Annotated in this window: 31 protein-coding genes and 1 pseudogene; 10 read left to right on the top strand and 22 right to left on the bottom strand. The window is 37.9% G+C overall.

From position 1 onward, the window contains the following. Positions 1-86: 86 nt before the first annotated feature. Positions 87-1,454: a sodium:proton antiporter NhaD gene (gene nhaD / locus G4Y78_RS04260; RefSeq protein ID WP_163836384.1), complete on the top strand. Its 1,368-nt coding sequence runs from the start codon at positions 87-89 to the stop codon at positions 1,452-1,454. Positions 1,455-1,700: 246 nt separating this feature from the next. Beyond that, positions 1,701-2,072: a hypothetical protein gene (locus G4Y78_RS04255; RefSeq protein ID WP_163831851.1), complete on the top strand. Its 372-nt coding sequence runs from the start codon at positions 1,701-1,703 to the stop codon at positions 2,070-2,072. A 527-nt stretch (positions 2,073-2,599) separates the two neighbouring features. Here G4Y78_RS04255 and G4Y78_RS04250 read toward each other — a convergent pair. The 11 genes from G4Y78_RS04250 to G4Y78_RS04200 all read right to left on the bottom strand — a co-directional run bounded on the left by G4Y78_RS04250 (position 2,600) and on the right by G4Y78_RS04200 (position 9,040). After that, the gene (locus tag G4Y78_RS04250; RefSeq protein ID WP_163831850.1) at positions 2,600-2,929 is read right to left on the bottom strand and encodes a hypothetical protein; all 330 of its coding nucleotides are present in this window, start codon (positions 2,927-2,929) and stop codon (positions 2,600-2,602) included. A 5-nt stretch (positions 2,930-2,934) separates the two neighbouring features. Then, entirely contained in the window at positions 2,935-3,513 is a 579-nt protein-coding gene (locus G4Y78_RS04245; RefSeq protein WP_163831849.1) for a BRO-N domain-containing protein, read from the bottom strand. 461 nt (positions 3,514-3,974) lie between these two features. Next, entirely contained in the window at positions 3,975-4,454 is a 480-nt protein-coding gene (locus tag G4Y78_RS04240) for a hypothetical protein (protein ID WP_163831848.1), read from the bottom strand. Between the two features lie 3 nt (positions 4,455-4,457). Further along, positions 4,458-5,366, bottom strand: a complete 909-nt coding sequence (locus G4Y78_RS04235) for an RHS repeat-associated core domain-containing protein (protein WP_222937636.1) — start codon at positions 5,364-5,366, stop codon at positions 4,458-4,460. A gap of 176 nt (positions 5,367-5,542) precedes the next feature. Further along, complete coding sequence (locus tag G4Y78_RS04230) at positions 5,543-5,833, bottom strand: hypothetical protein (RefSeq protein WP_163831847.1); 291 nt, start codon at positions 5,831-5,833, stop codon at positions 5,543-5,545. 125 nt (positions 5,834-5,958) lie between these two features. Further along, a complete protein-coding gene (locus tag G4Y78_RS04225; protein ID WP_163831846.1) occupies positions 5,959-6,330 on the bottom strand; it encodes a hypothetical protein in 372 nt (123 codons plus the stop codon). A gap of 7 nt (positions 6,331-6,337) precedes the next feature. Next, positions 6,338-6,508: a hypothetical protein gene (locus G4Y78_RS04220; protein ID WP_163831845.1), complete on the bottom strand. Its 171-nt coding sequence runs from the start codon at positions 6,506-6,508 to the stop codon at positions 6,338-6,340. Between the two features lie 544 nt (positions 6,509-7,052). Continuing rightward, entirely contained in the window at positions 7,053-7,454 is a 402-nt protein-coding gene (locus tag G4Y78_RS04215; RefSeq protein ID WP_163831844.1) for a DUF4259 domain-containing protein, read from the bottom strand. 77 nt (positions 7,455-7,531) lie between these two features. Further along, entirely contained in the window at positions 7,532-8,089 is a 558-nt protein-coding gene (locus G4Y78_RS04210) for a hypothetical protein (protein ID WP_163831843.1), read from the bottom strand. A 71-nt stretch (positions 8,090-8,160) separates the two neighbouring features. Beyond that, positions 8,161-8,493, bottom strand: a complete 333-nt coding sequence (locus G4Y78_RS04205) for a hypothetical protein (RefSeq protein ID WP_163831842.1) — start codon at positions 8,491-8,493, stop codon at positions 8,161-8,163. Between the two features lie 67 nt (positions 8,494-8,560). Further along, positions 8,561-9,040 carry a hypothetical protein gene (locus G4Y78_RS04200; RefSeq protein WP_163831841.1) on the bottom strand — a complete coding sequence of 160 codons (480 nt, stop codon included), beginning with the start codon at positions 9,038-9,040 and terminating at the stop codon, positions 8,561-8,563. A gap of 903 nt (positions 9,041-9,943) precedes the next feature. On the opposite strand from G4Y78_RS04200, the gene G4Y78_RS04195 reads away from it, so the two are divergent. Continuing rightward, complete coding sequence (locus tag G4Y78_RS04195; protein WP_163831840.1) at positions 9,944-10,501, top strand: hypothetical protein; 558 nt, start codon at positions 9,944-9,946, stop codon at positions 10,499-10,501. Positions 10,502-10,519: 18 nt separating this feature from the next. On the opposite strand, the gene G4Y78_RS04190 is transcribed toward G4Y78_RS04195, so the two are convergent. The 8 genes from G4Y78_RS04190 to G4Y78_RS04155 all read right to left on the bottom strand — a co-directional run bounded on the left by G4Y78_RS04190 (position 10,520) and on the right by G4Y78_RS04155 (position 13,953). Then, positions 10,520-10,891 (bottom strand): hypothetical protein, encoded by a 372-nt coding sequence (locus tag G4Y78_RS04190; protein WP_163831839.1) that lies wholly within the window; start codon positions 10,889-10,891, stop codon positions 10,520-10,522. 95 nt (positions 10,892-10,986) lie between these two features. After that, positions 10,987-11,244, bottom strand: coding sequence for a hypothetical protein (locus G4Y78_RS04185; protein ID WP_163831838.1), 258 nt, complete (start codon positions 11,242-11,244; stop codon positions 10,987-10,989). Between the two features lie 29 nt (positions 11,245-11,273). Beyond that, entirely contained in the window at positions 11,274-11,564 is a 291-nt protein-coding gene (locus tag G4Y78_RS04180; protein ID WP_222937635.1) for a DUF7710 domain-containing protein, read from the bottom strand. A gap of 65 nt (positions 11,565-11,629) precedes the next feature. After that, positions 11,630-11,926: a hypothetical protein gene (locus G4Y78_RS04175; protein ID WP_163831837.1), complete on the bottom strand. Its 297-nt coding sequence runs from the start codon at positions 11,924-11,926 to the stop codon at positions 11,630-11,632. Between the two features lie 52 nt (positions 11,927-11,978). Next, entirely contained in the window at positions 11,979-12,350 is a 372-nt protein-coding gene (locus G4Y78_RS04170) for a hypothetical protein (RefSeq protein WP_163831836.1), read from the bottom strand. Positions 12,351-12,421: 71 nt separating this feature from the next. Beyond that, the gene (locus G4Y78_RS04165) at positions 12,422-12,838 is read right to left on the bottom strand and encodes an NUDIX hydrolase (RefSeq protein WP_163831835.1); all 417 of its coding nucleotides are present in this window, start codon (positions 12,836-12,838) and stop codon (positions 12,422-12,424) included. A gap of 66 nt (positions 12,839-12,904) precedes the next feature. Continuing rightward, positions 12,905-13,225 carry a DUF7677 family protein gene (locus G4Y78_RS04160; RefSeq protein WP_163831834.1) on the bottom strand — a complete coding sequence of 107 codons (321 nt, stop codon included), beginning with the start codon at positions 13,223-13,225 and terminating at the stop codon, positions 12,905-12,907. Positions 13,226-13,320: 95 nt separating this feature from the next. Beyond that, positions 13,321-13,953, bottom strand: a complete 633-nt coding sequence (locus G4Y78_RS04155) for an ATP phosphoribosyltransferase regulatory subunit (RefSeq protein WP_163831833.1) — start codon at positions 13,951-13,953, stop codon at positions 13,321-13,323. 627 nt (positions 13,954-14,580) lie between these two features. Between G4Y78_RS04155 and G4Y78_RS04150 the strand changes: the two genes are divergently transcribed. Together G4Y78_RS04150 and G4Y78_RS04145 are read left to right on the top strand one after the other, a co-directional pair. After that, positions 14,581-15,003 carry a response regulator gene (locus G4Y78_RS04150; RefSeq protein WP_163831832.1) on the top strand — a complete coding sequence of 141 codons (423 nt, stop codon included), beginning with the start codon at positions 14,581-14,583 and terminating at the stop codon, positions 15,001-15,003. 247 nt (positions 15,004-15,250) lie between these two features. Continuing rightward, positions 15,251-15,733: an ester cyclase gene (locus G4Y78_RS04145; protein ID WP_163831831.1), complete on the top strand. Its 483-nt coding sequence runs from the start codon at positions 15,251-15,253 to the stop codon at positions 15,731-15,733. 256 nt (positions 15,734-15,989) lie between these two features. On the opposite strand, the gene G4Y78_RS04140 is transcribed toward G4Y78_RS04145, so the two are convergent. Continuing rightward, positions 15,990-16,472 carry a GNAT family N-acetyltransferase gene (locus G4Y78_RS04140; RefSeq protein ID WP_163831830.1) on the bottom strand — a complete coding sequence of 161 codons (483 nt, stop codon included), beginning with the start codon at positions 16,470-16,472 and terminating at the stop codon, positions 15,990-15,992. A gap of 677 nt (positions 16,473-17,149) precedes the next feature. Between G4Y78_RS04140 and G4Y78_RS04135 the strand changes: the two genes are divergently transcribed. The 5 genes from G4Y78_RS04135 to G4Y78_RS04115 all read left to right on the top strand — a co-directional run bounded on the left by G4Y78_RS04135 (position 17,150) and on the right by G4Y78_RS04115 (position 21,509). Then, positions 17,150-18,982 carry a hypothetical protein gene (locus G4Y78_RS04135; protein ID WP_163831829.1) on the top strand — a complete coding sequence of 611 codons (1,833 nt, stop codon included), beginning with the start codon at positions 17,150-17,152 and terminating at the stop codon, positions 18,980-18,982. Between the two features lie 9 nt (positions 18,983-18,991). Next, complete coding sequence (locus tag G4Y78_RS04130; protein ID WP_163831828.1) at positions 18,992-19,651, top strand: AHH domain-containing protein; 660 nt, start codon at positions 18,992-18,994, stop codon at positions 19,649-19,651. Next, on the top strand, positions 19,648-20,073 hold the full coding sequence (locus G4Y78_RS04125; protein ID WP_163831827.1) for an imm11 family protein: 426 nt from the start codon (positions 19,648-19,650) through the stop codon (positions 20,071-20,073). The genes G4Y78_RS04130 and G4Y78_RS04125 overlap by 4 nt, the downstream gene beginning before the upstream one ends. Before the next feature lie 289 nt (positions 20,074-20,362). Further along, positions 20,363-20,929 (top strand): hypothetical protein, encoded by a 567-nt coding sequence (locus G4Y78_RS04120; RefSeq protein ID WP_163831826.1) that lies wholly within the window; start codon positions 20,363-20,365, stop codon positions 20,927-20,929. A gap of 7 nt (positions 20,930-20,936) precedes the next feature. Beyond that, positions 20,937-21,509: an imm11 family protein gene (locus tag G4Y78_RS04115; protein ID WP_163831825.1), complete on the top strand. Its 573-nt coding sequence runs from the start codon at positions 20,937-20,939 to the stop codon at positions 21,507-21,509. Between the two features lie 676 nt (positions 21,510-22,185). On the opposite strand, the gene G4Y78_RS04110 is transcribed toward G4Y78_RS04115, so the two are convergent. Both G4Y78_RS04110 and G4Y78_RS04105 read right to left on the bottom strand, forming a co-directional pair. After that, complete coding sequence (locus G4Y78_RS04110; RefSeq protein ID WP_163830705.1) at positions 22,186-23,121, bottom strand: IS1595 family transposase; 936 nt, start codon at positions 23,119-23,121, stop codon at positions 22,186-22,188. Positions 23,122-23,217: 96 nt separating this feature from the next. After that, positions 23,218-23,992 (bottom strand): annotated as a pseudogene (locus G4Y78_RS04105) (IS5 family transposase). Positions 23,993-24,029 lie beyond the last annotated feature (37 nt).

Genomic DNA, 24,029 nt, shown 5'->3' with positions numbered 1-24,029 from the left:
TTATAACTGGCATAGATGCAGCCGACTAATAAATACATTAACAGGAAAGGATATCAGTGAAGAATATTCCACTACTTACTTTTTTAATGTTACTGACCTCACCAGCATGGTCCAGTGAAAGCAAAGTAGTCACTCTAAACTTAACGCAAAGCTGGGTGGGAATTACAGCATTAGCTGTTTTTATAATCGCTTATATACTAGTCATTTTTGAAGAAAAGCTACATTTAAGAAAGTCTAAACCCGTCTTATTAGCAGCAAGCATCATTTGGGCTCTAATAGCATTGATGTACCATAACCACCAGTTAACTGACGTGGTGGAGTCTTCAATACGCCATAATTTTCTTGAATATGCAGAGCTTTTTTTCTTCTTGTTAGTTGCTATGACGTATATCAACGCCATGCTAGAGAGAGGAGTTTTTGAAGCTTTACGAAGTTGGCTAGTAACAAAAGGCTTTAGCTATAAAGCCCTCTTTTGGTTGACCGGCCTACTTGCATTTTTTATATCCCCCATTGCGGACAATCTAACAACTGCATTAATTATGTGTGCTGTAGTGTTAGCCGTTGGTGATGGTAAACCCCAGTTTGTTGCTATCGCTTGCATCAATATCGTTGTTGCTGCTAATGCCGGCGGTGCTTTCAGTCCTTTTGGTGACATCACAACGTTGATGGTATGGCAAAAGGGTATTGTAGAATTCGGTGAATTCTTTACTCTTTTCGTTCCCTCCTTAGTAAATTTTCTGTTGCCCGCACTCATCATGCAGTTAGTATTGCCTAACGGTTGTCCTCCCCCTTCAAGAACACAAGAAAGGCTACTTAAGGTTGGAGGTATACCGATCGTAATTTTATTTTTACTTACCATCATCACTGCAGTGAGTTTTCACAATTACTTACATATACCACCAGTTTTTGGGATGATGGCAGGGTTAGCTTATTTGAAATTTTATGGCTATTACTTACGACGTAAATCAAAAACCTGGACTCACAGTACAGAAAACCCACCAGGCTCAACAGACGATCCATTTAACTTCGATGTTTTTACCAGAATTGCTCACGCCGAGTGGGATACACTTTTCTTTTTTTACGGCGTCATTCTAGCTGTTGGGGGACTTGGATTTATCGGCTATTTAAGTTTAGTCTCAGAAATCATCTACGGGCAGTTAGGCCCAACCTATGCTAACGTGCTGGTCGGTATACTCTCCGCCATAGTTGATAATATTCCCGTGATGTTTTCAGTACTTACTATGAATCCTGAAATGTCACACACTCAATGGCTGCTTGTTACTTTAACTGCAGGTGTTGGCGGCAGCCTGTTATCTATTGGATCAGCTGCAGGTGTAGCACTTATGGGACAAGCTCGGGGCCAGTATACTTTCTTTAGTCACCTGAAATGGACACCAATAATTGCGCTTGGCTATGGTGCAAGTATTTGGGTACATATTCTATTGAATGGATGAGACTAACTAGAACCTTAAAGCTCCTCAGAATGGGGGCTTTTTCTCAACGAATGACTAGTAGATCCCAGGTTCAAGTCCTGAAAGGCTCATCAAAGTACAACAATATGAACAAGCTTATTTTATCAACGGAAATTAGTTTACATTCCTTGTTTTAAATCAACTTACCGTCGCTATCAGTCAAATTTCAGTAAACATTTTGTATTAGTCTAAGTCTCGTCAATCACTCAACACAAAAAGGAATTTGATATGATTAAACGACTCTTACTACTACTTTGCCTGCTACCAGGTATCGCTCTATCTCAACAATATTCAGATTATCAACTATCTAATGAGGCTAACCCACTAGCAACTAATGTAATTCCTGGTGGCTGGTCACTATTTAGAAGCGACCTTAGTATGAATGAGTACTTTGTGTTTAGTGAAGCTTTACGTTATTCCGTGGGTGTTAAGTACACTCCAATCGCCGTATCTACACAAGTTGTTGCTGGAACTAACTACCGGTTCATTTGTAATGGTGAGCCTGTTGCTCCTGGCGCTGCTCCAACAGCAGTGGTGATTAATATTCACCAGTCCTTACATGGTGATCCAAAGATCATGTCAATCAACGATATCCAGTAACAAACCGCAACCGAGCCCCATTATATCGGGGCTTTTTATTTGCTTTTTTAGCTTACTTCTCGACTCATAATCGGCAGGTCCCAGGTTCAAGTCCTGGTGGGCCCACCAGTTTGCATCAATAAGAACAAGCTTCTTGTTGTAACAAGACACTAACAAATCGCCCAAATCACGGGTGTGTCAACAAAGTGTCAGCCCTGACCCGGGGTTACCCAATTATCTCGACTAACGCACCGAGATGGTTATTACAAAGCCGGCTTATGTCGGCTTTTTTGTTTAAAAACGCCCATTAAATCCCCTGTTTATTTATTGCCCTTATAACCCCATTAATTATCATTGCACTAACGACTAAAAAAAGACCGATGTAAAATTTAACCTATTTCAGTCAATATCAGTTAAATAAGGTTAAAATAGGTAAATATCTACATACCCCTAAGACAGTTGACAAAAGATCGGATAAAAAAATACCCAACAGCTAAAGAAGCAATTGGGTATTGATTGACACAAAAAAGCAGAATTAAAAAGTAACGCTAAAAGGTGGTAGTCTCAGCCGGATGTTTGATTGCTAAAAACTGCATTAGCTTCATAATATAATCAATCACCAAGGTCATCCCTTCCCGATCAGCGACAGCATAATTAATAATATTCCCATCTGCTTCCTGTTCACCCAGCAAAGTTTGCAGCAAGAAATTCAGGGTTTCAGCCTGAGCAATTGCATCTTTTACTGACAGCTGAATAAAGGGATTTAATTCGTGTAGCTCTGCCTCACACAACCAATACACTTTATTTTGACCGACTACCTGGATTTTACCTGCAGCTAAGGCTTGTTCTTGTTCCGGGGTTAATTGAATCGCTTCCATTATCGTTACACCCCTAGCCCTAATTGATTACGGTTTTGCCCTAATAATTCTAGGTTAGGCATAGGCTCACCTAAGCAATTACACAAGCTTGTTAAACGACGTTTTAATAAATCAAAAATAAATGCATCTTGGGTATGGCTTAATTCCTTCACTAATTTCACGATGGTTTTAGTGATGTTAACTTGCTCTTCCCTGCTTACCTGGTCATAACAGCCTTGCTTACGAATGGTAGGGATAATTTCACAGCACACCCAATTGGTAAAATCTATCGCCAGGGATTTATTCGAACGAAACACCAATCGGTATAAAGCTGGCTCGCAAATAATATACATGTCTTGCTTAAACTCACCATCGGGCAAGCTGGCAATACTAATCCACTCGGCTGGAATATTCCGCAGGGATTTACCTACCCCCTGCCAACGTAGCCCCACCGCTTCACACACATCCTTAGCACAAAACCAAATCTCACCACTATGATGTAGAGCTGTGCGGATTTTAGCGCGGTTATATTCAAAGGGATTGGGGACAATATGATAAGGGTTTGGTACTAGCTGAAAGGGAGTACTTGCATTTAAAGTAGCCATCCTGGCCTCCTTTTTGGTTTAAGTATCTGCGTGGCTTTTGGGAAAGCCGGGTGTCAACTAGAGCCCAAAAAGGTGCTCCGGGCGCTATTTCCCTGAAAGGGTATTTTATTAACGCCTCTCCACCCGGCATAACAAACATGCATGGCAAAACTATAATTGTGCTCAAATTACAGGCACAAAAAAACCGCAAATCTATCGGGTGCGGATACCGCTTTTTGGTTCTAGTGATTTAAGGCTACATCTGGGGTGTGTTAGGTGTCAAGGAGTTGGAATGTTAAGATTTGGTTTCAGGTATACTTTGAATAGGCTACTTTAGAAGCGATTTAGCAACAACTACCGAAAAATGTATATGCATGAATGAAATTTAGTCTATATAGCTGCTCATTCAAGTAAATCCCTTGAAAAATAAAAACACCTGAACGAGCTAACTCTTTAGTAATTACTAAAAAATGCTTAATAATTTAATTTAGAACTTCTATAAGCTCACCTTCCATATTATAAAATGCGTATAAAAAGCACCCTTGCCCATCAAAAACAAGTCTCGGTTTTGAAAGCACTTCTTTAGGAGTTTTTCCAAAACCTAGCATAATAAGCTTTTGAACGTAGCTATCACAGACTGCAATTGCTACCACTTTCTTACCTATAAACCATCTTGAGCTACCAAATAACTGCACATGGTATTTTTGGTCTTCTAGAAAATCAACTTTATTAGACTCCACTAACCCACTAAAATTTTGAACTATGTGATCATGCTTCAACCCTGTTAATTCAAAATACGGTGGTCTCATTTTAAAAACTTTGAGTGTTTTTTCAGACTTTTCCAGATTACTCTTAGAAAGAAGTGTAGTACTTATTAGCCTGCTACTATTAGCAGCGTTAGCAAATACTGACAAAAATAAAACACAAATTGCTAAGACTAGTATTCTAAATTTATAGAACATATTTTAATATCCATCTCTTGAAGGAACATCAATTCCATTTTCTCTATAATCTTCTCTAATCTGATTTTCTGTGTCACTACCCTCAAATGGCCAACTTCCTACTGTTTCTCTCTCCTCAAAGAATCTTGTAAAACTAGTATCGTCTTCTAAATCTCTTTTAGCATGAATTAATTCGTGTCCAAGGATAATCTCAGGTGGTATTTGCATATCTGGCCTCTTAGATTTAAAGTAGCGGTTGTACTGTAACAGATTCTCGTCGGGATCATATTTGTTTACAGGTCCATCAGTTATAACAACAACTTCTTTACTTTTTTCAATGTCTTTAACTATACGATCGGCATTCGCAGAGTTTTTTCTAAGAGTATTTAGAGCATCTTTTAAAACATCTTCCATTACAGAAGAACTTCCAATGATTTTTATTTCTAGCCCGTCAGGATCAATGTACCCGTATGGATTATTATTAGCATATCTGTTAAACCCAAAAACAGGGTTATCCTTTTTGATATAATCCAGCACATCCACCGGATCAATCGCCATAAACCGACCCAACACAGGGTCGTAATAGCGTGCTTGCATGTACACCAAGCCCAGGTCACGGTCTTGCACATGGCCTGTAAAACCACGGCGGTTAGTCGCCGCTTTCGGGTCTTGGGTTAATTGCTCAACCACAGTCATAAACTCTGATAGCAGTTGCAGTACATTATCACTTTCATTCCCCAGCCAGACCTTGCCGCCGTCTTTTACCTGGGTGATTTGCTTTAGCTTAGCCAGACTGTGTTTAATCCCGTTGATATGTTCCTGCATATCGTTACCTACGACAATATGACTATCATTGCCAGTGGCGACTTTGAGGTTATCCACGGCGGCTACTAATTCAGCTGTACCACCCGAGTGTAGTTTAAGGCTCCCCATCGCCTCTATGGCTTTAGTACCACCAATCGTTTCCGTGCTGTGCTCCGCGACTGTCGTTTGACTGGTTTGGGCTTTTGTTTGTTGGTTTAGCGTATCTAGCTGGTAGTTAAGGCACTCGTCTTTAATTTCACTCGGAGGTTCGAGCCACGAAGAGGCATTTTTTGTGATGCAAATTGTTATGTATTTTTAAAAACAATGCCGTTCTCATTTATACGACAGCACCATTTAGCTGCCTTGCTCCACAAACCATTAATATTGGGATTATTTAACTCTACGAAACCATCTGCTAACAAATATTCCTTTGTACCGTCCAAATACTCGTTATATTCATAGATAGAAATAGGTAAACCCTCGCTTAACTTTAAAGATTTACCCTCTGAGTCAATCACATCATCTACTTTTGAAAGTAGTACAAGATTTTCTTGTACCATTTCATTGAAATCTACTTTTAATCTTGGTCTATTCATAATTAGGTAACGACACATAACACTGTGGTAATTTAACTGCGTTGCGGAAGTCAAACTTTCAGTAATATAGAAGGAAGCATACCGAGAAATGAAACGAAGCAATACATGTAGAATTGATCGATTTATTATGCAGTTTCTTCCCAGTAATCAAGGTTTTCATCTCCACTCAGCTTCGCCAACCTACCTAGAAGAGCAATTTCAAAGGATTGGCAAACCGTTTTCGTAAATGGGCAAGCCAAGTCAAATTCACATTTACCGTTGAATTTTGCAATTTTAGTGCGTGAGTGCTGCATTAAGAGATTTCTAATCTCTCTTTCAGTAATTAGCATTGCCTCAAAAGAACGCCAGCCATCTTTTCCTTCTACACCTTTCCAAATACCATCATACAACACATGCTCTATGAGCAGTTCTGCTTTTTCTTCTGGCAAAGGTTCACAGCCCATTTCATTCGCCATTTTTTCGATCGAGTTTTTTACTAACTCTATATTGGGATACATAAACTTCCTAGCCGATAGTTCCATAGTTTATAAGGGTAGATTCATCATTTGGACTTGTATCTAAGACACCTTCAAGTAATTTTTTTGCTTCATCAAAATTTTGATGCCACTTGGAACTATCTTGCCAAGTTTCATCTATCAATAACTTCGCTCTCTTGTTTATATCATCAATATTCATGTTGAGTCTTAACACTTCAATCAGTAGTGTACGCTAGCATACTCAGCCACGAAGTAACATTGCTGACTTGACTTGTTAAGGGTTGCTCTAGCATTTGTTGAGTAAACTCATAAGCAACTGGAGACAACCCGATAGTAATTATTACTGCGACTAAAATACTTTGATAAAAATCAGCGCCAAGCTGCCAGTACAAAACAAAGAATAAATAAGCCAACAGTAGTCCCGATAGTGCCGTAGCCAATGTCAGAAAAGACAGTTGCTGGAAAATTAGAATAAAAATTACCGAAAGTGATTTACAAATGAGTGTCACGAGCAATGGTGCAATTACAACTAAAAGCAAGTTACGAAATTTAGGGTGGAAACAAGATATGAGGCATAAGAGTACCGACGTAATAATATAGATCCACCAATATTGATCGGTAACTCCCGCTGTCCAATTACCAACAAGCAAGTATGCACTGATACTATGCGTTAAGTACATAACAGCAAAGCAGCAAAAAATAAGTACTGTGATGGCTATCCGTAACTTCATATGACCCTTTTATTAAGCATTGATAGCTTCTGTTAATTTTTCAATCGTTCTTTTCCACTTGTCCTGGCCTTCCCATAGCTCTACAAGCTCTGACTTATCTGACATTACTAAAATTAATACTTTATTTGCTTTTGCAATCAGTTCACTACTTGGCTTTAAGCCAATATTCTTCACCCAATTATCTACATCTGCTGTATAAGCATCAGATTGAGTTCCTCTACCAAGAATTTTAGCAATAACCTCGACAGCAGCTATTGCTTCTTCACCTTCCGATGCCTCTAAATAGTCCTGATCTGCGCTCAATGCTTTATCAATCGTTTGCTCTAAAAATCGTAGATCGCTATATTCTTCAAGATCATATTTCCAGTCACAGGAAGTATCATTTCCAAACGGTTCGTGGGACCATGCACCCATGCTTTTCTCCTTTATTCGTAAGAGTGGAAATAGATAACTCAACGTCCATAAGAACGCAGTTAATGGCTCTATGATGTTTAGTCTTCCCAATAAAACAGTGCATCAAAAACATGCTCTGAATCCAGTATTGTAGGTATCTCGACTGAAAACCATAGAGGCTTTAGAACTTCTTTCTTTAAAAGCAGCGTATATTTGTATATATTCAGAAAATTTCGCACCTCATTTAACTCGATGCTCCAATCCCCTACTGGATATGACGAGATACATGAACAGTCCAAAAAATGGGAAGCAAAACCATCAGTTTCATTTATTGCTTTTTCACCCTCACCAAATACCGCAATTGGAGCAAGACGAGAAATATAAAGGCTAATGCCTTTTATCTCTATATAACCATCTTTTTGCACATAAAAGCTTTTATCTTTCTTCGTAATGAATAAATCAAAATATGAAGCATAACCAGAACCATAACTATCAGGTTCTAATATTACCTCCAACACTTTGCTGCTCTCAATTTTGTTGCATAGTTTCCTAGCATATTGATTACAGGCTTTAGTATCTGAATTAGAAAAAGGCGGGAAGTCACCAACCGGATACCTCCCTACAATTTTTCTTATGTTCGACTCATTGATATTCATGCTTTATAAGACTAACGCTTTTATCAAGAACAACGCTCCAGCACATGAAGTGTGCTACTTATATTTAGTTGTTAAATGTTGAAATCATATGCTTGGTCCTTAAATTTAATAACAAACTCTTTAGCTTGCTCTAGATTTTGTGGATATCGTTCCCGCTGCCAGACAGAACCTTCTTTACGGTATACCTTTTGAAAATTAAAGCCATTCTCTACTAGAAACTGAACTTTTTTCCACTGCTTATCATTGGACTTTTTTGGCGGACGAAATCTTATGTCCATTGATAATGACTGACCACCACAGGTAGGGCACTTACGATAAAGTACACCCTCAAATGGGCGTTTATATGTGCTCCGGCAGTTAAAACAAGTATAGGGAACTAAATTTGAACGTGTTGGATTACTCATAATATTTAAAACTGCCCAGCTTTACTGCATCCAATGAGGGCCTACAGCCATCGCGAATTTAATTGCCTTATTGCGAGTAGTCAATATACTTTGCAATCCGTTTTATATATGACTTACGATACTTCTTCCAGTCACCATGAATATATGTTTGATAGAACTTATAAGGATGATCAGTAATGCTCAAACCCTGTAAGTATTTATATATCATATCCAAGTGTTTTTTGTTCCAAGCCCAAAGCACTTCACCACGACCTTGTATTTGATAATACGGTTCAGTCAAATCTAGATAACAGAGACTATTCTTTCTATAGCCGCACTCTGTACAAGTCACCAAAAATGGGGACTGTCGCCAGCTCGGGGACATATCCCCCACAAGCTCAAAGTCTGGGTTAGCGAGTGTATCTTGGGCAATGGCCAAACCATCGCATTTAAAACACTTAATATCTATCTGAGCTGGCCGACTCTTGTGATCATAGCGAACATGGTTCATTCCTCCACCGAAAAATGAGCCTCTCTTTCCTATTTTCTTACCTGTTGGATTCTTCACTGCAAACCTTCAAACCATTGCTATGAGTAAGTCTCACTCTAGCGTAATACATCCCTTTACGTTGACGTATAACAGCCGAATACATTTTAACCAAGCCACCCTTTTATTACAAAACAAAATCAGCCAATAACTACTGATTAGCTGTTCCCAACTCCATTCGACTACATTTCAAACAGACTAGGGTTATCAAATGGCCTCCATTGATAGGTATTGCACAATTTTTCACTTCTTTGCACTTCCTTTCACTTTTTTGCATTTTGTGAAATTAGCAGTTAGTACCTAGCCACCATATACAGTGGGGCCTAGAGTCACATCACTGCATCACTTTTAATTTCACAAAATACTTATGACGCAAAACCCGAAGGGGGGGGGAGGATGAGTGCTTTTTTCCGCTCCTCTGGATTCCGGGTCAGAATTTTTTGTCGCAATGACAACGGATTAGGAATGAGTTTGAGACACCACTAATGCAGTTGAATAGATAGGAGTAAAAAGCGGACTAACGCCCTGTCAGGGGCTTAGGGATGATTGCGAGTTTAAGTGAGGTATCTAGTGAGTAGAGACTGGGCATTTCCGGTTTTGGGACCAGTTTTGAAGGGGGGGGTAAGTTGATAATGGATCACTCAGTAGATCTTATAACCTTGTGGCTTAGATTTATACACCACAGAAGAGTTCAGAATGCAACCACAGTTGTGCGTCAGAGTAACGTTCATCAATAACTAGTTTTACATATTTCAATATAAGGTATTAAAATATGATACTTCTATTATTTTAGTATCTTAAATATTGTTTATAAGTAATATTCGTATCGTTACCAATAGGGTAGTGAAAGCTAATACCTAAATTGGTAACGATGCTTAACTAATCAGCTTCCCGCAAAAAGAGTAATACTTGTTAGGAGTAAAAATGCGTATTTTGTTTGTGATTATATTGATTATCATCATAACAGGGTGTTCTGCAGCTGGAGTTATCTATACTTCTGATCCTGGTAAAAAACTAGCTCAAGCAAATGAGCTAGTTTTAATGAATCGTCCAATACCTGCTGAGAAACTAGCTAAAGAGTCATTAAAAATATTTACTTTAAATAAAGATGTATTCGGTCAATCTGAAGCAAATTTTTTCTTGGGAATTTTTTATAAATATAAATCTAATTGGAAAAATGTGCCAACTGAAAGGTTTTTGAATAAGTCATTAGAACATTTAACCTCTTCTGCTTCAGGCTTTTTATCTTTGGAGGAAAATATACAAGCTTCAAAGGTACTATTTGAAATTGGACAAGCATATCGAGCTTTGAATAAATTACCTGCAGCTTGTCAAAAATATAAGAAATCTCTAAGTCTATTTAATAGCGGTAAAGGGAAGCATCAACACTTTAAGATTAATAATCAAAAGCTGAACAGTCCACAAGAAATCATCCAGACTCATATAGATAACTTATGCGTTCAGCCCCCTGTAAATCAATAGCATAGATTGCAAGTTGCCCTAAAGCATTACCTTTAAATCAGAATTCTGCTGATTTACCTTGCCTGCCTGTTGTATAAGACTGGGTTTATTAGTCGGCCCTGCTGGCGTATGACCATGCGTTGAAAGGTCTAAAAATGCATGTTCAACCACAGCCATAAACTCCGACAGCAGTTGCAGGACATTATCACTTTCATTTCCCAACCAGACCTTGCCGCCGTCTTTAACTTGAGTAATTTGTTTGAGTTTGGCCAGGCTGTGTTTAATGCCGTTAATATGTTCCTGCATATCATTACCTACGACGGTATGACTGTCGTTGCCTGTCGCTATTTTTAGGTTATCGATAGCGGCTAGTTCAGTTGTACCGCCCGAGTGTAGTTTTAATGAGCCCATCGCCTCTATGGTTTTAGTGCCGCCAATCGTTTCGGTGCTATGCTCAGCGACTGCCGTTTGACTGGTTTGGGCCTTTGCTTATTAGGTATTTATAATCACTTTCCATCAAAGTCAACACTAGCCGTTTCTTCAATAATAAGTTTTGCTTTGTTTTCGATGCACCAACTTTCAAGCTCATCTTTTAGCTCAATATAACTATTTCTTGCCCATTCAGGTGCCTTGAGTTGCCAGGTACTTTCTGAAGGTAAATATACAGAGAGTACTCCCATTGGTAGCTCAAGTATGAACTGGCCTCCTTCGCCTATCACAATTAGCTCTTCTTTCCATTTCACCTGGAATTTAAATTTGCTCATTGGATACCAAACAGAAATTTGTTATATATTTACTCTTTAATACCATTTTTATAATGATAATGATCTAAAGTTGCTGTGGTGAATGTACCAATAAAATCAGGATCATTTTGCTTGATTACGAGTTTCTCTGGTTTTATATTCAAAAGATCATTTTCCACAGCCCATTCAAATAGCCCTTGATTTATTGGCATAGCACTAAGCATACCTGTTAATTGATGTTTAGACATCCACTCTTCAGCTTTTTTTATTTCAGTGAAGGCTGATGATGGAAATCTTCCACCTTCTCCAATAAATATCCAAATATTATTTTCTGGTTTCATGATATCTTTAACACATTACTTCTCTGCTCAGCAGGTGACATAAATTGATCCGCTGCAGTTTCTTATTAAGTGTGGGCACCTATTACACTCTTCATCTTTTCTATTATACCTAGCTGCTCACTATTGGTGATGTACGCTTCTAGCTTATGCAGCCAAACATTAGCAGCATTCCAGTCTAAGCTAACTTCAACACTCGTAGTTCTATTTATTAGCACAGGGGAGCCATGTATGACACCTTTACCAGAATCACTGAATTTTGTGAGCATTAGCCAATATTCACAGGAATCATCTGACTGAAAGCTAATAATTAGAGAGCCACCATCTCTTAATTCTTCAACGCTTAATACATGGTTGATGTTCATAAAATACTTAATGCTTTTAGCTACATGACCAGTTGTCAGCTTGACTTCCTTGTTAGCCACGTATCTTATCAAGCTTACCTTCAGCTACCAATTTAAGTATATTTTCAATTTTGGACACTACGATTGACCTACCTTTAGAACGTAGTTCGGCTAGCTGATTACCATGAAAGTCACCGTCAAAAACTTGCAACTTATAAGAGCCATTGATTAAATCGCCTTCAGGATACCACCCAAGATCCAGTAAGCAGTTATAATTCTTATGGTACATTTGAAGCATGTCTTCCTTAAAAATCCACCATCGGTCATCTTCAGGAATTAGGCAGTCATCAGGATCAATCTCCCAAAAACCATTGTTGTAATTTATAAACCAACCAGCAGGAATACGTAAAGGCTGTAGTTCCAAGTTAGAGAAATCTTTATTCACTTATTTATGCCTATTTTTTAATTAACTAATATGTCCAACACTTTAATAAACTACGCCGCTCCAAACCTTGACTAATTTTTTAAGCCGATAATTTGCCTAGCTTCATCATTCAGCTCAATCATATAGCTCATTGAAGATAGAATGCGATACACATTTTTGAGATCCATAATAGTTCCTACTTCCAATATTTTAGATGGTGAAACCCATAAAAACTCATCACATTCATCTAGCTTTAAGCATATTTTTTGATTTTGATCCGATAGTTGACACCTAAAGTAATTATTACCATTAATCTTGGCGACTAGGTGACAAGCTTTAATATCTAAACTTGTTTCTTCTTTTACTTCCCTAATACAGGCTTCTTCCGGTGACTCATTCTCTTTAATCCCACCACCTGGGAAACACCATTGACCCGATCGAGACGTTTTAAGGCTACGCCTAATCAATAGTATCTTTTTCTCATTTTCAATGACTGCCCATGTTGCCATAAAATTCAAGCAACTTGTTGCAGGTTCAGCACCGAAAGTACAATTTTCGATGGCTTTGTTATAACACTATATTTTGTCTTGAAAAACAGGCGCACCATATAATTCTATCTCCCAGTCTTCATATGGTGGTGACACCTCATATGATGGATCGCAATATGATTTTAAATAGTCAGTTGCTCGCTTTTGAGCATGCGTGAAGTTTAAAACATTTCCTTCTTCATCAAGCTCTATGACATTTGCAAATATAGCAAAAACCATTTCAATTGCGCTCGGCTCTGAGCCATAAAGATCCAAGTACTCAACGTCTTCTAACATGGAGTGGGTACCACTTGCCATAAAATAGGCAAATGTTCGTAATGCACCACTAAAATCATTGCTCAGTTTCATAGTTTTGTACAGATTTCCATCGGGTTATAACACTCAGCTAAACCAGGGCTTGCTTGATATTTTTTAATGTCACAAGCCCCAACTTTACAGCTTAATTAACTTAACATAAGTCTATCAAAACCAATGGCAAACCCCACACCTTGTCTATAAGCCCCTCCACCTAATATCTGTTTTTGGGCTCCCAGACCAGGCACAGAGATTTCGAAACCATCTTCAGTGTAGTAATCAAGGCCTCTTTTTACCGCGGAATCTAACTCATATTCAGATGTTTTAACTGAAATCATTTTTTGAGCAATCACAATCAACTCGTTTGTCGCAATGTTTTTATCGCTTGGATTGAGAATCTCTAATCCAAACTGGAAGAATTCACGATACCGACCTAAGGAAGGACGCTCATATCGCCAGCAACGCTCAAAATACCAAAACTTGACATCCTTTTTTCTTTTAAAGTGTTTATCTGCTAAAAGCTGGATAGTTGCGGTTCCTTCGGGCCTTAAACATAGCTCACGCCCCTTTTTATCAGGGAATGCATACATTTGCCCTAAAATCTCTGGACCTGCCTTATCTGTATAAACCGTAGTAGGTTCAATACTTGGAAGCACAATTTCAGAAAAGCCATACTCTTCGGCAACATTAATAAGCCGGTTCAGTAGTTCTCGCCTTTGCTTCGCTTCTTCGCCAGATATTATCCTAACCCCTCTGGCCTGGGCATCAATTTTATATTCCATGCTACATCACTCAAATTTTTCACATTAAAAAAGCCCTCGCAGCCAGGCTGGGAGAGCTTTCTTAGTGAATGGGCTTAGTATTCATCCAAGCAATAGCTCCCCCAGCCAAATATGTGGCTGTGAGTGATGAATATGAACTGAGGTGCATTTGAATATAAACATGGTGAGATTCTATTCCTCAATGAGTGCTGCTGTCAATCCGTAAGGCATAATGCCAAGCTATGCAACACTTTCAGTGCGTCCTTGGTTGAACTTCCTGTTAGCAATTGTTATTAAGCATACATATTTTCTTGATAATTCATAAATAAATTGTTTTGTTCACTAGATACTTTTCTGAAAGATACCAGAGGGTCAAAAGAAGGTTTATATAATGACCGTTGTCTGCATGAAAGTATTTTCTGTGAAAGCCCTACAATCTCAATTTACCCAATTGAAGATGATAAATAAAATTTTATTAACCCTTCCTTAACCCTTCCTTCTATAAAATTACCGAAGTAATAACAAAGTTTTTTTGGACTACTCTAGCCTACACCAAAATGAAGATAACGGCTGCCTCAGTTGAACAAGTGGAATGTTGTTAGTAGTGATCTATAAATTTATATACAGACTCAAGAGAAAAAAAGTAGTATGTTAACTTTTTTATTGGTAGAAGATGATAAGGATTTAGAACTGGAAGATATCCGTTGTAATTATGCCAGTAATAGGGTGGATGGGCCTAAGCTAAAGGGTCAGCACTATTTCAACACTTTATTATTAGATCTGAATTTACCCCGCCTGGATGGCTTGATTGTTTATCAGCGATTACGGGTTAGCGGTAATGATACACCTATTTTGATGTTGACTGCTCGTGATCAAATGTCGATGGAACGCCTTAAACGCGTCTTCAGCATTGATACCTCCCAGTTCCCTCAATGCCACCAGGGGTCTGTGCGAATTATTACTTGTATCGAATATCCGCTGATTATTTCAACTATTTTAAGTCACTTCCCAGTGGCCTTAACTGCACAACCAGCACGCGCACCTCCTCTTCAACAATACTCTCTGTTTTAGAAATTACTGATTTATTTACTTATCATTTATTCTTTGTGGACAACTACAAGGACAAGAGAAGGGTATGTCTTTTTTCAATATTAGCCTAAAAAGCTAGCCATTGGCCAGAGGGCACCTATCGCTTTAACGGAAAATGGCGCCTTGTGTTTGAAAAAGCATAGGCAAACCAGCTAATAAATACTTCCCATACTTGGGTTATACTTTAAAATAACACTTATTTTTACCGCTTTTAATTAAGGAAAACAGAATGTTAAAAAAAACTATACTAGTATCTTTTACTTTTTTAAGTGTAAGTTCTATTGCTGACATGACTTCAACAGAAGAACAAAATAAAAAGCTAACAAAAGAGTTTTATGCTGAGGTAGATAATAAAAATTATGATGTCATTGACAGACTATTTATCGATAATTATGTTGAGCATGAAGTTGTACCTGGCGTTCCTCCAACTAAAGAAGGAATGAAACTGTTTTTTGCTAATACAGGAAAGGTTTTTCCTGACCGTAAACATAATATAAAATTTATGATGGCTGATGGTGATAAAGTGGCTGTATATCTGAATGTTACTGGCACACATAAAGGAGAAATAATAGGTAAGCCTGGCTCAGGTAAAACTTTCAGTATAAGTGCTGTTGATATATTGCATTTTAAAGATGGTAAATTAGTAGAACACTGGGGTTCTGGAGATTATTTAACCATGTATACTCAACTTGATTTTATAAAAATGAAATAACTTCGTTGGCTCAATATGGATTTCTGGTGGGGTAGATTAATAAACTCTAGCAAATCATTTATTAATCCCTTACCAAGACATTTTAAATTATACGCAAACTCAAACAACACTAAATAATAAAGCAATGAGGACCTTCAAAATCTCCTATCTGTCTGGTAGTCACACATTCATATACATAACCGCCCCCATGGATGGGATAGTGGCTCTATCATTGCTTCAATAGCAAAATCTGACTTTTTCCAAAGAACATAGTTACTTACGTGTTCGGCACCCATGCCATAATATTTTCATTAAACAACTTTTCAGAACCTGCCCTTGAAAAATAATTTCTTAACGTACCCTCAATTTCAAAACCAAAAGAACGAAAAAAGCTAAGTGCCCGCTGATTGTCAGAAGCCACCAAAAGCTCAATTCTTGTATACCCCTCACCCTTTAATTTACTTAATAATTCACTAAAGAACTTCTTACCGATGCCCTTTCCCTGAAATTTCGGATTTACTGCCAAAGAGCCAATATACACAGAATGATTCAGCCGACGAGTTCGCCGTATTACTTTGCACACAACCTCTATGCCCATTGAACCTTCTTCTACAATGAGTTCTCCCCCACTGATGAGCTCTAAATATATTTCATCGAACTCTTGTCTAGAACATGGATCAAAACCCATATTGGGAGCTACAGATTCATCTGAGTAGATTTCATATAAATCTTCAATATCAGTAACTTCTGCTTTTCGCATATTTACTCGAAACACGTAGCACTTGGGTAATCTTCACCACCAAGTATCAGATTAAACCTTTTGTTATGCACTTGCCGCTAGCAGTTTAATGAAAGCTATTAATATACGTCACACTGCCACATAACAGCCGAATATATTTTAACCAAGTCACACTTTTATTACAAATCAAAGTCAGCCAATAACTATTGATTGGCCGCTGTCGAACCCATCCAACTAAATTTCGAACAGATCAGGACTATCAAATGCCCTCTTCGATAGGCATTGCACAACTTTTCACTCCGTTGCACTTCCTTTCACTTTTTTGCATTTTGTGAAATTAGCAGTTAACACCTAGCCCCCATATACAGCGGGCTCTGAAGTCACACCACTGCATCACTTTTGATTTCACAAAATGCTAATGACGCAAAACCCCCAGGGGGGGAGGATGAGTGCTTTTTCACGCCCTTTTGGATTCTGGGTCCGGCTTCTTGCCCTAATGACATCTGATAAGATAAGAGATGTGTTGGAAAGCCACTTAGACTCTTGAAAACAAAAGTAGGCTCCAGTCCTGTTAGGGAGTTGTAACAGAACTTCTCTGGGTTACCCCCTCCATTCTCCCCTCACAATTTCGTCTACTCTTATTAGAAACATACTGGCCTTGTTGTATATTGATGTTTCTGAGGAGAGCCAGCCCTAAAATGACCTATCGAATCAAAACCTTTCGTGGCAGCATATACGAGCTTTACACGTCCATTGAAGAACCTAGCGAAGGCTTCAACCCTATAGGACTTTGCAGTGAAAGAGAAATTCGCGAGTTCTTTCAAGAGTGTGTTTCTTCCGCTAGCAGATCACCAAATGGTACGCTTGATGGCATAAGGATAATGGAGTATTTGCTCGGTTTTAGTGCTTCAGAACAAGAACTAGAAGACCGATTTGTCGAAGCTGTAGAATGGAACCGGCTCTATATTGCCAGCAATAAAGAGTCCATACTCATGCCTTTTGTTGTGAGAGAAAAGAAACATATCCCAACGACTCAAAACTACAAATCAATTGACCAACTTCAAAAAGATGCTGCTGAGCTAAAAGCGGATAATCAAGATAAGTCTTTGGCTGATACTGACATAGAGTTTCCCAATTGGTTAAAAATACAAGCTAACTATGATGATGCTTGGAACACACCATTGCCTGCAGAAAATGTCCAGCTGAGCATCATGAGTAATTTAATCAATGACAAAGTAACACTCAATAAAGGCATTGGAATAAACTCTATCGCTAGCAATATTGATGAAGCTCGTACCACTGCAAAAGAACCTGGCGTTGCATTTATAGAAAGCTTGCCAATTGGTAGTGCTCAGGTTGATTTTCAACGCCAGCCAGGCTTAGAAAAAAAGATCGCCAGTTTGCGTGAAGCATTAGAAATGAAGCTTGATGGTGCCTACCGTGACACTGTAAAACAAATGTCGGAGTTTCAGGGGCAATGGGAAACCTATGGTTATATGTCAATCGCCCTCAGTGGTGGTGAAGGACTTTACGCCGGCTCATCAGATTGGATAGATGATCAAGCCGACTTATTTGAAGCAGAAACCTGGAGTAAATTAGGTGACACAATTTCAGAAGCTACAGGTAAAGCCTTTGATACAGCAGCCGATTATGCCCAGGAAGTCTATGAGCGTGCAGTAAAAAATGCTAACGAAGCGGCTGAATGGGTAGATGAGCATAGCGATGAGTTACACAATTTTCATTGGTGGTCTACCCAAGCAGAAACAGCTATTGAAGAGGCTAAAAAAGCTTATCGTGATCACAAAGCAAAAGTACAACAACACTTGGATGATGCCGCAGACTTTTTATCAGAAAGCAAGGAAAAGGTTGAAAAGCTTTATAAGTATAAAGAGGAGATATTAAAACTACCTCAATACATCACTGAAGGTGATCCCATCAAAGTAGAAAACTTTGTTGATACTGTATTGATGGATGTTGATCCTGAACTAGCAAACAGTGTAAAAAATAATCCTAATTTTTATATTGCCTTAGAGCTTATTGCAGACCATGACAGTGCTTTAACTTACTTTGCGTATGTTGATTTATTTATGGAGGCAGTTCCTCCTAACTTTTATGCCTATATTGCTGGTAAAGGCGGCTCTTATATTGCAATTGAAGTACTGCTACTGATAGCCCTTTCATTTTTAACTCTAGGCACAGGTACCATAGCAAGAATTACAATGCTTGGGGCAAGACTGGCTACCAGTAGTGCACGAGTGGCTGGTGTGACTAAAAAAATAACCCAAGCTCAAGCCGCTATCCAAGCATTTAAACGAACTCTTGAGGATTTTGCAGACTCCACAAAAATATTGAAAGACTTAGGTGAAACATTACATAAAGCGCGTAATGGTAGTATTACTCAAAAAGGCTCCGTTAACAGCACCTTGACAATCAAAAAGCAAAATCAGAAAAGAAACTCTCGTTGTAGAATTTGTCATAAAAGCGATCATACCACACCCCGAAGTCAGCGTGGTTGTGTTGTTTATAAGTAGAGAATTAATATGACTGAAGGAATTATAAATAAAGACAGTAGCGACTATAGAAAATCTCTTTTAAACAGAGTTGAAGGTAAAGCTAGCCATCCACTAAATAATGGAATCTACATGCAAGCTCATCATTTAATTTCCGAAAAAGGAGTAAATTTATCTGGCATGGGGAATCTGCTAAAAATGAGAGGATATAATATTAACGCAATAAAAAATTTAGTATTTCTTCCATGCACCTTGCCTGGCGCCTGCCATTTGAATGTACAACCGCATAGAGGTGACCATACATACCATGATGATGAACACCCAATAAGTTATCACCTTGAAGTAAGAGATAGAATCAGAAGATTGGAGTCATCGGTAAGGACCTGTGGGTCTAATGCATCTGAGTCAAAAATTCAGAAGTTACTTGATATTGAAAGTAAAGAAATACTCAGGAAAATACAAAATTTTCGAATACCATTAACTTCTATTATGAAAAAATTCAAGTCAGGTAATGAGGTAGGCTGCGGAAATTGCATCAATGTAAAAGAGCATGAAAAAGACTCGCTTGCTTGTACATCTCAACGAGACCATTATGGTGAAGAGCATCCGCTTTTCAAAAGCGGTAAAGATAGCCAGAAAATTACGAAGAAAAAACCTGCAAACAGGTATGTACTAAAGGTGGGAAGATGAATGAATATAATGAGCAGTACTATATAGTTACAACATATTATGATGATGATCAAATTCACCCTTGCCCGGATCAAAAAACATTTAATAGAAGCTATTCATATGAGCGCTTACTTCCTGGTGGATCCCCACTGTTTTTCTATAATGGCTTTAAAGACGAAGACTTAAAAGCTAATCGAAAACGTAACCTAACTGATATTATGCTGGATGGAGCAAGCTTAATTATTAGTGATAGAGTAAAAAAGGATTTACACCTATCAGACATTGATGGAATGCAAGTTTATCCAGCAGTATATATAGATGATGAAGATAATTGGCATGAAAGTTATTGGTATCTCAATTTTTTTAAAGAACTAGACTGCTGGGATAGAAACTTATCTATTATTGAAAGCCTTGATGATTTTGAAGAAGACGACGAAGATTAAGATGTTTATGATGATGAAGAGGATGATATTAGCGAACAACTTTACTTTGAAGTAATTAAATACCATTTAAGTAAAGAGATTCTAGACGACATACCTTTAGAAAAGCGATTTTTATTTAAGATGGGGGGAGCTAAAAAGGCATACATTTTTGCTCATGAGTTAGTAGTTGACTTGATGAAAAGGAAAAATTTTACAGGAGTACGCTTCTTTAAAGTATCCGAGTTTGAGGAAGGTGATCAATATTAATACTGATTAGAGAAAGCACAGTTATTGCCATGAGATGATTAGCTTGAATATTTATAATGAACAGTACTATATCACCATAAGACCAATTAATGACAATCAATTATACCTAAAGCCAGATAAAAAAACTGAGCACAGGGATTATGATTTTAGAAAATTGCAACCTGGAGGGGCACCACTATTTCTCGAAAATGGAACTAAGGAAAAAGATAAGCGGTTAGGTAAACAACGTCATTTAACTGATGTACTTATGGAAGGTTCGAATTTACTGGTAAATGACAATATTAGAAATCATCTAGTATTGAGCAGCATTAAGGTTATGCAGCTGTATCCCGCAATTTATATAGATGATGATGACGAAGATGATGATATTGACTATGATGCTGAAGTGACTCAGTATTACCTTGACGATAAGGTACTAGATGAAATACCCGAGCATCAACGTTTAATGTTTAAAATGGGAGGAGCTACTAAAGCATATATATTTGCTCATCAAGTAGTTGTTGATTTTTTTACATCTAGAAAAATTTCTGGTGTGCGCTTTATGAAGGTTTCAACCTTCAAAGAGGGTGATCAGTTTAGACCTTGGATTAAAAAGTATACCTATATTTGATAGATAAATGACTAACTATAATGAGCAGTATTATATACTGGATACATTCTATAACGATAATCAATTACACATTACTGCAGACAATAAAACATCAAATAGAAACTATGAATATGAAAAGCTAGTTCCAAGTGGCGTACCACTTTTTTTTGAGAATAGTTTTAAAGATAAAGAAAAAGCTTTAGGTAGAAAGCGTCTATTAACTGATGTATTATTTGATGGCTCAAGCTTGGTAGTAGTTTATAAAATACATGATTTTTTAAAAATGTTTAGCACCAAAGGAATGCAGCTTTATCCTGCTATATACATTGATGACGATACAAACTGGCATGAGAATTATTGGTATCTAAATTTCTTTGAAAAGCTTGATTGCTGGGATAGAAAGCTATCGGTACTTGAAACTTTTGATGATGAAGATGACGACTTTGATGCAGAGATTCGCAAGTATTATTTAGATAAAAAAGTACTAGATGCAATCCCAGAAGAGCAACGTTACTTGTTCAAAATGGGAGGAGCAACAGAGTCATACATTTTTGCGCATGAAAGATTAGTTGACATTTTTAAAAGACGTAATTATACATGAGTACGCTTCTTTTAAGTATCCGAGTTTGAGGAAGGGGATCAATATTAGAGAAATCCCAATTATTTCCATAAGATGATTAGCTTGAATATTTATAATGAGCAATACTATATAGTTACAACATATTATGATGATAATCAAATTCACCCCTACCCAGATCAAAAAACATTTAATAGAGACTATTCACATGAGCGCTTACTTCTTGGCGGAGCTCCACTGTTTTTTTCTATAATGGCTTTAAAGACGAAGACTTAAAAGCTAATCGAAAACGTAACCTAACTGATATTATGCTGGATGGAGCAAGCTTAATTATTAGTGATAGAGTAAAAAAGGATTTACACCTATCAGACATTGATGGAATGCAAGTTTATCCAGCAGTATATATATAATTGGCATGAAAGTTATTGGTATCTCAATTTTTTTAAATGACTGGACTGCTGGGATAGAAACTTATCTATTATTAAAAGCCTTGATGATTATGAAGAAGACGACGAAGATGAAGATGAAGATGAAGATGTTTATGATGATGAAGAGGATGATATTAGCGAACAACTTTACTCTGAAGTAATTAAATACCATTAAAGTAAAGAGATTCTAGACGACATACCTTTAGAAAAGCGATTTTTATTTAAGATGGGGGGAGCTAAAAAGGCATACATTTTCCTAATTATCATCATACCTAAGCTATATTTAGTAGCTTACCTGGTAGTGGAGGTGTTCTCAGTGCTACAAATGCTAGCCTAGGAATAAATTCTACTAAGCTAAATCTTCGATTAAATCGATACTGAAATTCAGCAAGATAACGTTGTGCATATTTAGCGCGAATAGCATGATAAGTACTACGTAAAGCACTTTTTAAGTTTCCAAGGATGGTGTTAACCCAATAAAATTCAGGTTCCTCTACTGATGCACGACCACCACCGCATACAATTTTATCATGAAGACAACCTGCTTCTATGACACCATTAAAACAGGCCAGTCCATCGGAGATTACGGTACTGCCCTTGGCCAAATTCTGCCTACTCCAAGCCGTTATCTCTTCTTTATTAAACCCTTTTAAAATGCTCAGTTTAATTCGTGTCGGTTGACCTTGTTTTGTTGTTTCTACGGCTGCTACAAAAGGTATTTTCCCATCTGCTCCCCTACCTCTTTTGCAACCTGTACGCTCACCACCAAGATAGGCATCATCAATTTCAATAAAACCCGACAATTGCTTGGTGCCTTCTCTTTCTTGCATCACTTTCATGAGCTTATGTTTCATTCTCCAGGCAGCTTGATAGGAAATACCTAAATGGCGATGTAATTCTATGGCTGATATACCTTTTTTGTCTTGGGAGATCAAATACATCCCTTGGAACCAAGTCTTTAATGGTAATTTGGTTGATTCAAAGATAGTACCTGCAGTTACAGATGTTTGCTGGTGACATTTATAGCACTGCTGAAGCTTTCTAGTAGTGAGTTGACAGCATTTGTCGTATCCACAATTGGGGCACTGAAAACCTTCTGGCCATCGCAATTTGTATAAGGTATTAAAGCATTGTTCTTCTGTACCATATTGTTTGAGAAACTCGTTTAAACTCAGGCCTTTTTGAAATTGAACTTTGTTGATAGCCATTATTTATACCTTCTCAATTAAGTTTCCATGCTGTTCAAATATACAGCAGTTAATGGCTTAGGTATAGTGATAATTAGGTACATTTTTGCTCATGAGCTAGGGCCTGTTAACACTAATTAGTTTGTCGACGATAAGTGCAAAGTGAATAAAAAAGCGAAAAGCAGTATCTAATTTTTCAAATCGAGAGAATATACGTCTAAAGCCTTTTAGCCTACGAAATAAGCGTTCAACTTCATTACGTTTCTTGTACATTTCACGATCATACTTCCAAGGTGATAACCGATTACTTTTTGGCGGAACCACAGGCTGCATATTTAAATCAAATACGAGTTGCCTGGTTTCGTCACCTTCGTAGGCTTTATCCATAATGACGTGCGCACCTTCCCAGCCAAAGTTTTCAAGCCTTTTTAATAGCTTTCTACCTTCCGATGCATCACCTGCTTGACCTGGAGATAATGAAAAAGTGACCGCCGTTTGATCATCTGCTGCTACCAGGTGAATTTTAGTTGACCATCCTCCTCTTGATTTACCAATCGCTTGTGGACCGTTTTTTTTAACGCGTCTGTACCATCAGGATGAACTTGTATGATTGTGCTATCGAGCGACACAAGGTCAACCTGGATATTGATGACATCAGCTTCTTGTAATACAAAAAAAACATCATCTAAAACACCTTTTTTGGCCCATCGATTAACGCGTGTATAAATGCTGTGCAGTTGCCAAAATATTTCGGTAACCCTCGCCACTTACAACCATGCTCGGCAACATAGAGAACGGCGTTGAGTACTTGTATATTCGATAGTTTTACATTGCCGCGCTGAACAGGCAGCAAGTGTTCGATCATTTTAAATTGTTGTGTTGTAATCTCCATGAGCCTATTGTAACAACATTAGTGTTAACAGGCCCTA

The sequence above is a fragment of the Spartinivicinus ruber genome (assembly GCF_011009015.1).
Lineage (GTDB): Bacteria > Pseudomonadota > Gammaproteobacteria > Pseudomonadales > Zooshikellaceae > Spartinivicinus > Spartinivicinus ruber.
The sequence above is the reverse complement of the archived record's forward strand: the minus strand, read 5'-3'. Positions and strand labels throughout refer to the sequence as shown.

Bases quoted from the DNA above. Each gene is read 5' to 3' on its own strand.
- G4Y78_RS04225 (WP_163831846.1), bottom strand. From the start codon at position 6,330: ATGTATCCCAATATAGAGTTAGTAAAAAACTCGATCGAAAAAATGGCG.
- G4Y78_RS04245 (WP_163831849.1), bottom strand. From the start codon at position 3,513: ATGGCTACTTTAAATGCAAGTACTCCCTTTCAGCTAGTACCAAACCCT.
- G4Y78_RS04235 (WP_222937636.1), bottom strand. From the start codon at position 5,366: ATGGGGAGCCTTAAACTACACTCGGGTGGTACAGCTGAATTAGTAGCC.
- G4Y78_RS04185 (WP_163831838.1), bottom strand. From the start codon at position 11,244: ATGAGCAAATTTAAATTCCAGGTGAAATGGAAAGAAGAGCTAATTGTG.
- G4Y78_RS04240 (WP_163831848.1), bottom strand. From the start codon at position 4,454: ATGTTCTATAAATTTAGAATACTAGTCTTAGCAATTTGTGTTTTATTT.
- G4Y78_RS04140 (WP_163831830.1), bottom strand. From the start codon at position 16,472: ATGCGAAAAGCAGAAGTTACTGATATTGAAGATTTATATGAAATCTAC.
- G4Y78_RS04110 (WP_163830705.1), bottom strand. From the start codon at position 23,121: ATGGCTATCAACAAAGTTCAATTTCAAAAAGGCCTGAGTTTAAACGAG.
- G4Y78_RS04135 (WP_163831829.1), top strand. From the start codon at position 17,150: ATGACCTATCGAATCAAAACCTTTCGTGGCAGCATATACGAGCTTTAC.
- G4Y78_RS04160 (WP_163831834.1), bottom strand. From the start codon at position 13,225: ATGAAACTGAGCAATGATTTTAGTGGTGCATTACGAACATTTGCCTAT.
- G4Y78_RS04180 (WP_222937635.1), bottom strand. From the start codon at position 11,564: ATGAAACCAGAAAATAATATTTGGATATTTATTGGAGAAGGTGGAAGA.
- G4Y78_RS04205 (WP_163831842.1), bottom strand. From the start codon at position 8,493: ATGAGTAATCCAACACGTTCAAATTTAGTTCCCTATACTTGTTTTAAC.
- G4Y78_RS04145 (WP_163831831.1), top strand. From the start codon at position 15,251: ATGTTAAAAAAAACTATACTAGTATCTTTTACTTTTTTAAGTGTAAGT.
- G4Y78_RS04190 (WP_163831839.1), bottom strand. From the start codon at position 10,891: ATGGGCTCATTAAAACTACACTCGGGCGGTACAACTGAACTAGCCGCT.
- G4Y78_RS04210 (WP_163831843.1), bottom strand. From the start codon at position 8,089: ATGAATATCAATGAGTCGAACATAAGAAAAATTGTAGGGAGGTATCCG.
- G4Y78_RS04150 (WP_163831832.1), top strand. From the start codon at position 14,581: ATGTTAACTTTTTTATTGGTAGAAGATGATAAGGATTTAGAACTGGAA.
- nhaD (WP_163836384.1), top strand. From the start codon at position 87: ATGTTACTGACCTCACCAGCATGGTCCAGTGAAAGCAAAGTAGTCACT.
- G4Y78_RS04250 (WP_163831850.1), bottom strand. From the start codon at position 2,929: ATGGAAGCGATTCAATTAACCCCGGAACAAGAACAAGCCTTAGCTGCA.
- G4Y78_RS04165 (WP_163831835.1), bottom strand. From the start codon at position 12,838: ATGGCAACATGGGCAGTCATTGAAAATGAGAAAAAGATACTATTGATT.
- G4Y78_RS04230 (WP_163831847.1), bottom strand. From the start codon at position 5,833: ATGAATAGACCAAGATTAAAAGTAGATTTCAATGAAATGGTACAAGAA.
- G4Y78_RS04125 (WP_163831827.1), top strand. From the start codon at position 19,648: ATGAATGAATATAATGAGCAGTACTATATAGTTACAACATATTATGAT.
- G4Y78_RS04155 (WP_163831833.1), bottom strand. From the start codon at position 13,953: ATGGAATATAAAATTGATGCCCAGGCCAGAGGGGTTAGGATAATATCT.
- G4Y78_RS04220 (WP_163831845.1), bottom strand. From the start codon at position 6,508: ATGAATATTGATGATATAAACAAGAGAGCGAAGTTATTGATAGATGAA.
- G4Y78_RS04130 (WP_163831828.1), top strand. From the start codon at position 18,992: ATGACTGAAGGAATTATAAATAAAGACAGTAGCGACTATAGAAAATCT.
- G4Y78_RS04175 (WP_163831837.1), bottom strand. From the start codon at position 11,926: ATGAACATCAACCATGTATTAAGCGTTGAAGAATTAAGAGATGGTGGC.
- G4Y78_RS04255 (WP_163831851.1), top strand. From the start codon at position 1,701: ATGATTAAACGACTCTTACTACTACTTTGCCTGCTACCAGGTATCGCT.
- G4Y78_RS04215 (WP_163831844.1), bottom strand. From the start codon at position 7,454: ATGGGTGCATGGTCCCACGAACCGTTTGGAAATGATACTTCCTGTGAC.
- G4Y78_RS04195 (WP_163831840.1), top strand. From the start codon at position 9,944: ATGCGTATTTTGTTTGTGATTATATTGATTATCATCATAACAGGGTGT.
- G4Y78_RS04115 (WP_163831825.1), top strand. From the start codon at position 20,937: ATGACTAACTATAATGAGCAGTATTATATACTGGATACATTCTATAAC.